Origin of the sequence: Paenibacillus sp. S28, assembly GCF_016624415.1 — a bacterium.
Lineage (GTDB): Bacteria > Bacillota > Bacilli > Paenibacillales > Paenibacillaceae > Paenibacillus_AQ > Paenibacillus_AQ favisporus.
The window spans coordinates 475,096-488,458 of the sequence record NZ_JACVTM010000001.1 but is presented as its reverse complement, the minus strand read 5'-3'; the positions used below and the strand labels follow the sequence as shown (position 1 = coordinate 488,458).

The following is a 13,363-nucleotide window of genomic DNA, read 5'->3' as shown; positions in this document are numbered from 1 at the left end:
CCCCTCTCATTAGCTGAACGTCAACTGCAAGGTTAGGGATTCTCCCTGTTCAAGCAAGATGTGGATTTGCCGATTCTCGGGCAGTCTGCCCCCGTCCCGGAAGCCGCTGCAAGCTTCGGGGAGCACGAGGGTAACGGAGCCTCCAGCCCTCAAAGATTGGAGCCGAACATCAAGCGTGCCATTCTTCCTGTCCCAGGCGATGTCTACCTCGTAGCCTCCACATGCCAGCATTCCAGCGGCGCTTCCGGAGAGGAATCGCTTCGGAAGGGCTGGGAGGATTCGGATCATGTTGGGATCGGAGTACAGCAGCATTTCCTGAAGCGCAGCCGTCATTCCCATATTCGCATCCATCTGAAACGGAGCCCACTCCATATCCAGGCCGACGCCCATGCCGCGCCAATCGTTGTGAAGCGTGAAGAAATTATTGATCACGGCTGATCTCGCAAGCAGATCCAAGCACTCCAGCGCCTTATCCGCTTCGCCCATGCGGGCGTACAAATTGGACATATGAGCAAGTGACCATCCCGTCTGCTCCTTTAATCCAACGACCAGCCTCTTTCTTAACGCGGTCTCGAAGGCTGCAAACAAACCGGGATCGCTCTCCCGCGTTACCTCTTTGCCCGGAAACACCGGATAGAGGTGCGACTGATGCCGGTGATGGTATTGATCCACATAGGCAGGATGCATCCATTCACGGACTGCGCCGTCTGCATTAACCTGATACGCCGGGATTTTGGCAATCATGTCTTTCCAGCCATCGACTTCCTCAGCATACAAACCTTCCTGAGCGGCACCCTCAACCAGCCGGGTCAGCACTTCCTTTGCGATGGCAAAATCCATCGTCGCATTCATCGCCGTTCCCTTTGGCCCACCCGCGCCGTTACCCGGCCGGTTCTCGGGCGAATTGGATGGGCAGCTGATGTACAGACCATCGTCCCCGGTAATCAGGAAGTCTTCATAGAACAAAGCCGCCTCCCGCAGGAACGGCAGGGCCCGGTTTCTTAAAAATTCCCTGTCACCCGTGTACAGGTAATAATCATAATAGTGCTGCGCGATCCAGCCTGCCGCCCCGGTCCAGTGGATAATGTGGGGCGCGATCGTCTTCAGCAGGCCGGAGTCTGGCGCGGTCGGTGCGGGGATCCAGATCCCCCTGCAGCCATAGATACAGCGCGCGTTGCGGCGATAATCGTCCATCTGCCGCTCCACGTAATCGAATACGGGCAGCAGCAGCTCGGGCATATGTCCCGTGAGCGCCTGCCAATACATCATCTGCAGGTTCTCGTTGGCCATATGGAACGCCCAGAAGCCGCGATATTCCCCGCACCATAAGCCGTATAAATGGCAGGGATCCCCGCCTTCGCGCGAGCTTGCAATCAGGAGATAACGCCCGTAGGCCCACATCTTCTCCAGCATGGCCAGCGGGGCTTCGCCGCGGTAGGCCTGCAGCAGCAGCTCTTCGTTCGTGGCCTCTCGTCCGGGAGCATCCAGATTCAGCGTCATCCGTTGAAACAAGCTTTCATGCTCCTCAATGTGCGGTTGCAGCAGCTCGCTGTAAGACCGATGTTCTGCGGCCAGCTCGTGTTTCAACCGTTTCCAGGCCGCTTGACGCGGCTCATGAACGAACAGTTTAACCAGGATCAATGCCTGCGTAGCGCCTTCAAGAACGGACTCACTGCCTGTGCTGCTTATCCTGCCATCGATCGTGACCACCCGAGCGACGGCACCGAAATCGCTGCCGTCGTCATGGCATGCGGCATACCATATGAACTCACCGTCGGACCCTGATTCGCATCCTGTCGGTAATGGAGCGTCAGGTCTGCCAGGGGGACGCCTGACATCCCCGCGATGATGCAGGTCAAGGGCGATCTTTGCCGATACCGGTTCTGGTCCTGACGACCGCAGCGCATAGACGATCAAATCGTCCGCCCGGGATACGAACAACGCCCGCTCATAACGCGTATGCCCGTCCTGCCAGCGCACCGTTACTTCACCGGTTTCCATGTCCAGCTCCCGGCTGTAGTCCTTAAAGCCTTCACTTACGTCCATGCTCAAGTTTAGGTCGCCAAGCGGCAGCGGAACGGCCATGACCGGATCGTAACCTTGCTCCTTCAAACCATCGACCAATACATTTTCGGCCAGTGCCTCCTTCCCCTCCATCATCAATCGGCGCATCTCTCCAAGCCGACCGCTCACGTCGGGCAGATCCGGCGTGCGGCTCTGCCACCACAAGCCGCCGTGCGTCAGCATGACCGTTTCCAAATGGACTCCGCCATACACGGCTGCTCCGGTTATTCCGTTGCCTGACGGAAGCGCCTCCCTCCACTTGGCTCCCCACCAGGATGAAGGGGTCAGAAGCTTCAGCTTATTCCGTCCGTCTCCGGTTTTCCTGACCATATATTCCCCTCCTAACAGGAGGAAGCCCTTCGCATGAAAGGCTTCCCCGAAATCAACCTATTTGCGGCTTTGCTGATCGATAATTCCGTCTTTGTTGTTGTAACGCTCCGTGGCTTCTTTGACGATCTCATCGCCGCCCTTTTGCTTATACTCCTCGATGACTTTAGGAAAATCGCTGATCGGCTCTTTGCCGTAGATCATTTTGACCATGTGGTCGATGATGAGCTTTGGCGCCTGGTCCGGACGCTTGGAAGCCAAGTCAGGGAACTGGCTGAAGGATTCCAGGTCCGGTACAAATCCGATGCCGCCCACGCCTTCTTTGGCCAGCGTATCATCGAGCGCCTTCAGCACGTCTTGTCCGCCTGGGAGCAATTCGGTCCGTTCACGGTTGATCGTTCCGTCACCGACCCAGCGAAGCAGCGAGCGGAATCCGGCTTCGTCCTGAGCGGCTTTGCCTTCCGGCAGCTTGTAATCGATTTTTCCGTCTTTGACCGTGTAATCCTCGCCTTCGATGCCAAAGCTGTAGAAGTTTTTCGCTTCCGGCGTCTGCATCCACTCGAACATTTGGATGATCCGGGCCGCTTTCTCTTTGCTGACCTTGCTGTTGATATAGAGCGAAGTGTTAACCGAGCTGTACAATCCATAACCCTTCTGTCCGTTGTCCCCTATCGGTGAAGGGATGATATCGACCTTGGCGCCAGGAACCGCCGCACCGATCTTCGTGCGGAAATCGAGAAGGCTGGCGGCGTTGGCTGTCCACATGCCGGCATTGCCGGCTTCGATATTTTCGCTGTACTGAGGCGCCTGGATCGTCGCGAAATCTTTCTGGATCAGGCCTTCGTCATACATCGTTTTGTAGACGGTCAGCGCCTTTTCCATATTTTCAGCGTTAAAAAACTTCGGTACGGCCTGGCCGTTCATTTCGGTAAACTGGTAGCCCAGGGCGTCATACGCACCAAATACGATGTCCGCGTATTTAAAATTCTCCCTCATCTGATACGGCGCGCTGAGACCGAGTTTTTTAAACGCACGCAGGACGTTCAGGAAATCGTCCATCGTTTGGGGCGCCGGCAGGCCTGTTTTTTCCAGCAGGTCGGTCCGGATGTAAGTGGCGCGGCGGGAAGGGTTGCTGAGCCAGGTCGGCACGCCATAGATTTTCCCCTTGTAGCTCACCTCGTCCCACGCTTCCTTTGGAACGGCTTTCATCAGGTTCGGAGCATACTCCTTCAGCAAGTCGTCCAGTGGCATAAACACGCCGGCCTGAACCGAACCGGCCATAGACTTATCCGTTGCCCCGCCGACGTTTTGCACGACGTCCGGAATATCGCCGCCGGCGAACATGACGGCCATCTTCGCATCAAAGTCTTTCAAGGGAATCAGCCTGATGTCCAAATCCACGTTGGCTCTCTTCTCGACCTCCTTGACCCATTTCTCGTTGTTGATGTCCTTGGAGCCTTCCGCGTAAGCGTTTCCACTTGTGGTTAAAGAAATGCTGAATTTCACCGGTTTCGATGCGTCGGCCGCATCGTCACTGCCGCTCGAGGCGCTTTTGTTTCCACAGCCTGCGGTCAGACCCGTGACAAGCGCTGCCGCGAGGATCAGACTGACCCATTTTTTCATCTTATAATCCCCTCTCTTCATGCAAAGTGCAAAAGATATTCTCTTTGCTGCTGTCCCCATCATAAGGCTTAACCAGGGAAGCTCCCATGGGGCGGATTATTGTCGTGATGTGTTTTTTTGCGGTTTTTTACGGCTGTCTGACCATAAAAAAATCCCGTATTCCATGCTCCGGAATACAGGATTTGCTTAACTTTCTTCTTTGTTTGCGCCTAGCCGCTGCCCGCCATGGGCAGGGTCTGCATAGGCGCGGCTGCCTCTTGCCCCGCTGGGCTGCTCAGTTCTTTTACGCCGGAAATCGGCATCCGCATGATCATCCGGGTTCCCCACTCAGGACTGCTTTCCACGGTTACGCCGTAGTCCTCACCGAACACCAGCTGAATCCGCCTGTGGACATTGGGTACGCCGATCCCGCCCGCACTGCCCCGGTCCTCCTCGTCGGCAAGCCGGTTCTCGCTCAGCTTGGCGCGAAGCTCCTCAAGCCGCTCTGGGGCCATGCCGCAGCCGTTGTCCTGCACGCTGACCCAGAAGGAATCTCCCTCTTCGCCGGCATCAATGATAATCGTATGATGATCCTCCACCCCTTGCCTGAAGGCGTGCTGGAACACGTTTTCCACCAGCGGCTGAAGCGTGAGCCGGACCATTTTCCGCAGAAGCAGCTCCGGCCTTACCCGAACATCAATCTCGAATGTCCGGCCGATCCGGTGATTGATAATGACCATGAAGTACATGACGTGCTTGAGCTCATTCGCTACCGTGATCTCTTCCAGATTGGTCCGTACCGAATAGTGCAGCATATAAGACAGAGCCCCTACGATCTCGGTAATTTCGTCCGAGTCCTGAATGACCGCGTAACATACGACCGTTTCCAGTGTATTGTACAGGAAGTGCGGGTTGATCTGGAGCTGGAGGGATTGGAACTCGGCCTTCTGCCGTTCGGCCTGCATTTCCTTGTTCCTCAGCTCCGCACGGTACACCGTATCGACCATCTCCGATAAGCGGTTCACCATCAGGTTGTAGCGGATCATCAGCTCGGTAATTTCGTCCCGGTGCTTCGGAAGCGGAATGAACTTCCAGTTTCCCTTTTCCGTCTGGCTCATCCCCTTCATCAGCGTCCGGATCGGGGTAGTAATCGACTTGCCGAATCGGCTCGCCAGGAATAACGCCGTCAGGAACGTAATGACCGCAACGACGATAATGGAGCTGCGAATCGTGTTAAGCGGTTTTTGCAGCTGGCTGTACGGAATGGACACCACCAGATTCCACCCGGAGTATTCGGCTTTGCGGCTGATATATACCCGGTCCATTCCCTCCGCCGAACTGCGGAACATCTCGGTACCGGCCTCGCTGATCTGCTTGCCCAGGCTGGCCGGAACGATCGATCCTACCTTGGTCTGATCGTTGTGGTATTGAATCCTGCCTTCGCCGTCCACAATGAAAAAATAGCTGTCCTTCCCCAGATCGATCCCCTTCCACAGGGTGGACAGCTCCTCCGCCTTGACCTCGATCCCCACAAAACCTTTCATGTCCGTGGAACGAAGTCCACGGATGCGGCGGATCAGCGTCATCATCGGCGTCTTTTCGCCCAGAATGCTGTAATTCATAATGGTCAGCCGGCCGCTTTCATCCGTGTTCTCCTTAAAGTATCGGATCTGTTTGGCGGTATCTTCCGGCTTAAAGGATGGCTCCGACCCGCCGTTATAATAATAGAGCGCATTCCCGGAGTAACCGATGATATACAGTGCTTCGATCTCGGGATTCCGGATCCACACCGGATCCACGATCGCATCCCGGATATCGGTCATGTAGCGGTAATTTTCGTACTCCTCCCGGTCAGCCGGCAGATCGATGTACCGTTTGACCCTGAGGTCGGTCAGCAGCGCCACCATCGACCGCTGATAAGACGACAAATACAGGTTGGTATGGTGTACGGCATTGTCCACGATCTGGACCATTTGGCTCTTTGCGCTTTTTTGCAGCTGCTTGGCTGAAATGCTGTAGAAGGCGATGCCAACCGCAGACAGGGAAAGAAGAATCACGATGGTAAAATACAAAAGCAGCTTCAGCCTCAGGGATACTCTCATCATTCAATGCCAAAGGAAGACCGGTACTCCGACGGGGATACGCCGACGAAATTTTTAAAGGTCTTCGTAAAATGGGGATAATCCTCGTACCCCACCTTGACCGCGATATCGGTGATCGTCAGGGTCGGTACGGCAAGCAGCCTGCGCGCTTCTTCCATCCGTTTTTTGATCCGGTAATGCACAAAGGTCTCCCCTGTCATTTTCTTAAAAAGGGCGCTGAAATAGGTCCTGGCGAGACCCACCCGCTTGGCCACTTCCTCCAGTGTGATGTCCTCCGACAGATGCTGGTCGATAAAGGCTTTGGCTTCTTCGATCGGATCCTTGAAATTGCCTTTCCGTGTCAGCTGAAGCTCCTCGAGAATCCGGTCCATACTGGCGGTAAAGGCGGTCATGACTTCCTTCTTCGTATTGGACGAGCCTTGTGTACCCCTGCAGCCGGAACGCGGCTTCCAGCCGCGGCTCTCCAGCCGTTCTGTGATCATGCCAAGGCAGTCGCTCAGCACCGCTTCCATGTTGATCACATTCAGCCCATCGAACAAGCCCGACCGTTCGCCCTCTTCGATGATGCGAATCGTTTCGTCCCGCTGCAGCAGCCAGATGCTCTGCTCGAGCTGATGCGCCCACTCCACATATTTTTGCACAGGAATAATGCTGCCGGTCATCCCTGATATCAGCTCCTTCAGCGTATCGTGTACGTCCTGCTGGGTCACCGGCTTCAACAAATAGCGCTTGACCCCGTAAGCCATAGCCCGCTGTGCATACTGAAAGTCATTATAACCGGATATGACGACAACCTGGACATGGCTGAATTCTCGGTGTATCCGTTCGCACAGCTCAAGTCCGTCCATCCGCTTCATCCGCAAATCCGTCAGCACCAGGTGCGGTTCCAGATTCCGGATCGTCTCGAAAGCGGCTTCCCCGTCATCGGCGGTATAAATCGCGGAGAAGGAAGCCGGATAACGCTGAACCATCTTAACCAGACCTTTTTGAATGACAGGCTCATCTTCCACAATCAAAACTCGCACTTGTATCAAACCCCTTCCTAGAGCGGATAGAAAAAGCGCAGCTGCATTATCGAAAAGAGAAAGAAATGTCGCATCCCTATCGGTTGTGCTGAATCAGCACTCCCTGCTTGGCCCGGTACCTCGCCGTCGCTTCCTGAATAATCGCATTTCCGCCGCGTTCCCGGTATTCCCGGACGACCTTCGGCCAATCCGAGATCGGTTCCTTGCCGTAAATCATTTTGACCATATGGTCAACGATCACGGGCGGCGCCTGGTTCGGCCGCTCCGAAGCAAGATCGGGGTAGGCGCTGAAGGACTCCAGCTCGGGAACAAAGACGATGCTTCCCAGCCCTTCCTTGGGCAGCGTCACGTCCAAAGCATGGAGCAGATCCTTCCCGCCCGGCACCAGTTCCGTTCTGGCCCGGTTGATCGTCAGATCGTGCGTCAGCCACAGCAGTTCGCGGAAGGTCTCCTCGTCCTGCTCCTCCCTTGTCTTCGGAAAATGATACGAAATCGTCCCATGGTCTTCCGTATAGGTGTCGCCCTCGATCCCGAACGAAAAAAAACGCTGAGCCTCGTCCGAAACCATCCAATCAAAAAATTGGAGAATGCCGATCAATTTTTCCTTGGGCACATGCTTATTAATGTAGAACGAATTGATGACGGAGCTGTACAAGCCGTAGCCTTTCGTCCCTTCCGGCCCTTCCGGTGAGGGGATGATATCGATTTGAGCACCGGGAACCGATGCCCTGAGCTTGGTGCGGAAGTCCAGCAATCCGGCGGCGTTCGCTGTCCAGCTTCCCACTCGGCCTGCTTCGATGTCATGGGTATATTCGGTTGACGAGACTGTCGCAAAATCCTCCGGGATGAGTCCCTCCATCAGCATCGTCCGGTATACCTGCAGCGCCTTCATCATATGCTCTGCATCCAAAAATTTCGGAACTACCTCACCGTTTCGGACTTCAAACTGGTAACCCAGTACATCGTACGCGCCGAAAATGACGTCCGCATACTTGAAATTCTCCCGCATCTCATAGGGAATTTCGACTCCCAGCTTCTTGAAGGCACGGAGCACGTCCAGAAATTCGTCGACGGTTCTCGGTACGGGCAGACCCGTTTGCGCCAGCAGGTCCGATCGGATATACGTTGCCCGGCGCGACGGGTTGCCGAGCCAGGCTGGAATTCCATAAATATGCCCCTCATAGCTGGTTTCCTTCCAGGCTTCAGGCGGCACCGCTTTCCACAAATTCGGTGCATAAGTCTTGATCCAATCGTCTAGCGGAAGGAACAGTCCCGCTTGGACCGATCCGGCCATGGCGGCCGAGCTTGCCCCGCCAATCATCTGCACGACATCCGGATAGGTATCGCCTGCAAGAATAACCGGCATGCGCCGGTCGAAATCTTTCAGCGAGATCAAAGAGATGGACAGCTTCGTATTTGTCAGCGCTTCCAATTGTTTGACCCAGCGGTCCGCGGATGGATCCGTCATATTCACCGCATAAGGGCTGGCACCGTTGGATATCGCCAGGCTGAAGGCCGTCGGCTGAGGAGAGGATTCTTTCACACCTTCCTGAGCCGGCTGCGGCGAAGGAGAGGCTAATCGGTCCGCGCTTCCAGCCAGATAACAGAACAGGAGAATAACGGCCGCTGCCAGAATGAAATAAGCTGCTCTTTTCATGCCGTCTCTCCTCCCTGCATCCATTTGACTCCTGTTTGACTTGCTTCGCTCTCTTGTTTTGCGCGCGCGCAAAGCCAAATTCACTCACCAGTCCAAACCCTTGTCTGCCAGCCTATACTTGAGCGCGCGCGAATAGCATGACACTGATGTTTAATATCTTATCACATTTCACATCTATGAAAACGTATACTTTTTTTGTTGTAAAAGATAGAGTCAGGCCTTGATCGACCCGATCAGCATCCCTTTGATAAAGTACTTCTGCAGGAACGGGTACACAATAATGATCGGTACGACGGAAACGACGATGACCGCCATTTGCACGCCAGCCGGAGAGATCTCGTTCACATTTTCAAGCAGGTTGCCGGCCTGACCGAGGTCATTGCTCAGAACGATTTCCCGGAGGCGAAGCTGCAGCGGGTAAAGCGCCCGGTTGTTGATAAAATACAGCGCCGACGAATACGAATTCCAGTGGGATACCGCATAGAACAGCCCCATGGTTGCCATGGCCGGTTTGGACAGCGGAAGAATGACGCTCCACATCGTGCGCAGCTCTCCTGCCCCGTCGATCCGGGCGCTGTCGATCAGCTCCGACGGAAGGGCGACGAAGAAGGAGCGCATGATGAACAGGTTGTACGCGCTGATGGCCGACGGAATGATCAAGGCCCATAACGAGTCAATCAGATGCAGGTTTTTGATCACCATGTAGTTAGGGATCAGCGGCGCCTGAAAGATCATCGTAATCAGAATAAAAATCAGCACGACTTTGCGCATCGAATACTCGGGTCTGGACAACGGATACGCCAGTGATGCGGTCAGGATCAAGTTAATCAGCGTCCCGACGACCGTGATGAATACGCTTACCATAAACGCACGCCAGATGGAGCTGTCACCCAAAATTACATGGTAGTTTGTCAGCGTCCAATCGACCGGGATCAGCTTAACCTTGCCCGCATTGATCGCCTGGCTGCTGCTGAACGACTTGGCGAGCACATGGAGAAGAGGGAACACCATCAAGCATCCGACCAGCGTCAAGAAAATATAGTTAAATCCGTCAAATAAGCTGCCTTTAATTTTCATTGTGCCATCCTTCTCCTTTCTAGTATAGTCCTTCGCCCGAAGCCCGCTTGCTCAGCGTATTCCCGATCATGACGAGCACCAGTCCGACCACCGATTTGAAGAGGCCGATCGCCGTCGTGTAACTGTACTGCTGATCAATGAGGCCGACCCGGTAAATGTAGGTGTCGAGGATGTCGCCCTTGCTTTCATTCAGCGAATTGACGAAGACGAATACGCGTTCAAAACCGAAATCAAGGAAGTTGCCGATATGGAGCAGGAACATAATGGTGATAGTCGGCAGGATGGCCGGGATCGTGATCGACAGGGTTTGTCTCCAGCGGCTGGCACCATCGATGCGGGCGGCTTCATACAGCTCAGGATTGACGCTGGCCAGTGCGGCCAAATACACGATCGTGCCCCAGCCGCTGTCTTTCCAGATCCCCGTTCCGACCAGGATGCTCCGGATATACGAATCCTCTCCCAGAAAGTAAATCGATTTGAGTCCGAACGCGTTCAATACCTGGTTCACGATTCCTGTCGTCGGCGATAATATGCCGATCATGATCCCCCCGATAATGACCCAGGAGAGGAAGTGAGGCAGATAGACGACCGTTTGGAGAATCCGCTTGTACACGACTTTCCTCAATTCGTTCAGGAGCAGCGCAAAAATAATCGGAACCGGAAAGGCAAAAATCAGATCATAAAATCCGATCAGAACCGTATTTTCAAGAATCCGCAGAAACTCCGGGTAAGTGAACATCCGGCGGAACTGGTCGAGTCCGACCCATGGGCTGCCTGTAAAGCCCTTGAAGATGTTGTAGTTTTGAAACGCCATGACGGACCCCAGCAGGGGCAGGTATTTAAACACGATAAAATAAATGATTCCAGGCAGTGAGATCAGGTACAGCGCCTTGTATTTGCGCAGATTGCTCATCCGCCTTTTTGGTGCGGGCAAGGCCGGACTGGAGGCTGAGATGGCGGCTGGCGCTTGTTCTGGCATAAATATCGCTCCTTTTTGTATAGATCGCTTCATCGCTAATGTTAATCTTTTTGTCCGGACCCTCGGAATGGGGATTTGTCGCTTCACTTGTGTTTTATTACGATCGCGTTCATCCTTTGCGTGCCCGAATGCCGCACCTTTCCCCAGCTGCCATGGTGATCACATATTCAAAACCGGAAGGGTCATCGTTCGACTTATCGCCCGAGGCACCGGCTTCCAAGTGACCGGCAACCGCCAGCTCCAAGGGGACGGGCGACCACAGGCGGCACAAGCCCGCCTTGGAGGAGTGGATCGTCACCTCGTCAAGCGTCCCTTTACTCCAAGACAGACCTATGGTATACCCCCCTCTTGCCCGAAGGCCTTCAACACGGCCCGAGCGCCACGCCATTGGCAGGGCCGGCAGCAGCCGGATTTCCCCCGCATGGGATTGCAGCAGCATTTCCGCCGCTCCCGCCGTTCCGCCAAAATTGCCATCGATTTGAAAAGGCGGATGGCAGTCCAGCAAATTCGGATACGTGGAAACCGCAAACAACTTCATCAGATGCCCGTAAGCCTCCTCCCCCATGCCAAGCCGGGCATAGAAATTGACGATCCAGGCCCGGCTCCAGCCCGTATGGCCGCCGCCTGCGGCGAGGCGCCGCGCGAGCGTCCGCTCGGCAGCGGCCGCCAGCTCCGGCGTGCGCCGAACATCAATCAGCTCACCCGGATGCAGAGCGAACAGCTGCGAAATATGCCGGTGTCCGGGATCGGCCTCCTCATAATCGCGCAGCCATTCCATAATTTGCCCGTGTTTACCAACAGCCGGGCGCGGAATGCGTTCGATCGTCTCCCGCAACTCGCCGAGAAACGTCTGATCCTCCTCGCCAATGATCGCCGCCGCTTCTGAGCACGCGGACAGCAGCGTCAGCGTGATTTGCGAATCCATCGCCGGACCGATGCACAGGCTGCCGCTGCCTCCGTCCGGGAGAAGAAACCGGTTCTCCGGAGAAACCGACGGTCCCGTAACCCGATAACCGTCCTCCTCGATCATGTAATCAAGAAGAAATAGCGCCGCTTCCTTCATCGCCGGGTATGCCCGTTCGGCAAGAAAATCCAGATCTCCCCCGAAACGGTAGTGCTCCCATAAATGGAGGCACAGCCACGCGGCGCCCATCGGCCACACCGTGCAGGTCATCAAAATCCCTTCCGGCCGGGTTTCAGCCCACAGATTCGTGTTGTGATGGGCAGTAAAGCCCCGGCAGCCGTACATCTCGCGAGCGGTAGCCCGTCCGTTAGCCCGCATCCGGTCGATCAGATCGAACAGCGGTTCATGACAGTCAGATAAATGGAGCACTTCAGCCGGCCAGTAATTCATCTGGACGTTGATGTTGATCGTATATTTGGATTCCCACGGCGGGGTATAACTGTCGTTCCAAATCCCCTGCAGATTGGCCGCTAAGGTGCCCGGCCGGGAGCAGGATATCAGCAAATAACGCCCATATTGGACATAGAGAGCTGCCAGACCGTGATCTTCAATCTCCGCTTCATTAGGCAGCAAATCGTTTCTGTTTCCTTCGTCGCTTGCATGTCCCAACGCATTCTGCAACCGGAGCAGCCGCTGGTCTGTAGGAAGTGCGGCATGCGGATCACCGTCCGGCGTCAGATCGATCGCAAAGCGGCCGAACCGGGACGCGTACTCCTCTGTATGCCGTTTCAGCAGCGTTTCAAACGGTTTGGCCGCCGCCTGCTCCAGCTGTTTCAGGCAAACTTCTGCCGGCTGCTTCACCCGAAACGTGCTGTGCGCCGCCAACAGCAGGGTCACGGCATCCGCTCCTTCGATCGAAAGGTAATCACCGATAACCCGCTGCCGTCCTCCTTGAATTACGGCACGAAGGGCTGCACTAAACCGGACGCCGTCCGTTCCGCATTCCCCGTCCATGACGATGGCTCCCGAAGGGTCAGCCCGGCAGCCATAATCGAGCGGACGGCGCATGAGATTGACGGCCAGCGTAAGCTGGCCCGGCTGGTCCGCGGCCAATCGGATGACCAGAACCCCATCCGGTTCGCTGGCGAAATAGCTCCGCCGATACCGGACGCCCTTGTGCCGGTATCGAACGTCCACAACGGCTTGCTCCAAATCCAGCTGCCGCTCGTAGTCTTCCGCAGGCCCTTCCTGATCAAGGAATTTGATCATCAGATCCCCTAGAGGCTGGTATGGCTGCTCATATTTAGGGGAAGCCGTCATCGCCATTCTCGCCAAGTGCTCCGCTTCTGCCTGCTTTCCTTCCTTAAGCAGCGTCCGGATCTCAGACAAATAGGGCTGGGACCGGGGATTGGCCGCCCGTCCCGGACCGCCGTACCAAATCGAATCCTCATTGAGCTGGACTTTTTCCAGACCCGGCGTGCCGAACACCATTGCACCCAGCCGCCCGTTCCCTATGGGCAGTGCTTCATTCCACCCGGCTGCCGGCCGGGTGTACCATAATCGAAGGTCCCTCGTATTTGTAGATGTACGCTCTTGCAAGCTGACATCCTGTTTGACCACATGCTT

Annotated in this window: 8 protein-coding genes; all 8 read right to left on the bottom strand. The window is 55.4% G+C overall.

Features of this window, described 5'->3' with window-relative positions:
- Positions 1-9: 9 nt before the first annotated feature.
- Positions 10-2,394: a glycosyl hydrolase family 95 catalytic domain-containing protein gene (locus tag IAE55_RS02095; protein WP_145157228.1), complete on the bottom strand. Its 2,385-nt coding sequence runs from the start codon at positions 2,392-2,394 to the stop codon at positions 10-12.
- Between the two features lie 57 nt (positions 2,395-2,451).
- Positions 2,452-4,014, bottom strand: a complete 1,563-nt coding sequence (locus IAE55_RS02090; RefSeq protein ID WP_105443155.1) for an extracellular solute-binding protein — start codon at positions 4,012-4,014, stop codon at positions 2,452-2,454.
- 209 nt (positions 4,015-4,223) lie between these two features.
- Positions 4,224-6,065: a cache domain-containing sensor histidine kinase gene (locus IAE55_RS02085; protein ID WP_234489241.1), complete on the bottom strand. Its 1,842-nt coding sequence runs from the start codon at positions 6,063-6,065 to the stop codon at positions 4,224-4,226.
- 29 nt (positions 6,066-6,094) lie between these two features.
- Entirely contained in the window at positions 6,095-7,120 is a 1,026-nt protein-coding gene (locus tag IAE55_RS02080) for a response regulator transcription factor (protein ID WP_200630792.1), read from the bottom strand.
- 76 nt (positions 7,121-7,196) lie between these two features.
- Complete coding sequence (locus IAE55_RS02075; RefSeq protein WP_200630791.1) at positions 7,197-8,777, bottom strand: extracellular solute-binding protein; 1,581 nt, start codon at positions 8,775-8,777, stop codon at positions 7,197-7,199.
- A 213-nt stretch (positions 8,778-8,990) separates the two neighbouring features.
- Positions 8,991-9,854 carry a carbohydrate ABC transporter permease gene (locus IAE55_RS02070; RefSeq protein WP_145157224.1) on the bottom strand — a complete coding sequence of 288 codons (864 nt, stop codon included), beginning with the start codon at positions 9,852-9,854 and terminating at the stop codon, positions 8,991-8,993.
- Between the two features lie 19 nt (positions 9,855-9,873).
- On the bottom strand, positions 9,874-10,833 hold the full coding sequence (locus tag IAE55_RS02065; protein ID WP_084203699.1) for an ABC transporter permease: 960 nt from the start codon (positions 10,831-10,833) through the stop codon (positions 9,874-9,876).
- A 109-nt stretch (positions 10,834-10,942) separates the two neighbouring features.
- Positions 10,943-13,357 carry a glycoside hydrolase family 95 protein gene (locus tag IAE55_RS02060; RefSeq protein WP_325168593.1) on the bottom strand — a complete coding sequence of 805 codons (2,415 nt, stop codon included), beginning with the start codon at positions 13,355-13,357 and terminating at the stop codon, positions 10,943-10,945.
- Positions 13,358-13,363 lie beyond the last annotated feature (6 nt).

Excerpts from the sequence above, each read along its gene's own strand:
- IAE55_RS02095 (WP_145157228.1), bottom strand. The coding sequence starts at position 2,394 with ATGGTCAGGAAAACCGGAGACGGACGGAATAAGCTGAAGCTTCTGACC.
- IAE55_RS02090 (WP_105443155.1), bottom strand. The coding sequence starts at position 4,014 with ATGAAAAAATGGGTCAGTCTGATCCTCGCGGCAGCGCTTGTCACGGGT.
- IAE55_RS02075 (WP_200630791.1), bottom strand. The coding sequence starts at position 8,777 with ATGAAAAGAGCAGCTTATTTCATTCTGGCAGCGGCCGTTATTCTCCTG.
- IAE55_RS02070 (WP_145157224.1), bottom strand. The coding sequence starts at position 9,854 with ATGAAAATTAAAGGCAGCTTATTTGACGGATTTAACTATATTTTCTTG.
- IAE55_RS02065 (WP_084203699.1), bottom strand. The coding sequence starts at position 10,833 with ATGCCAGAACAAGCGCCAGCCGCCATCTCAGCCTCCAGTCCGGCCTTG.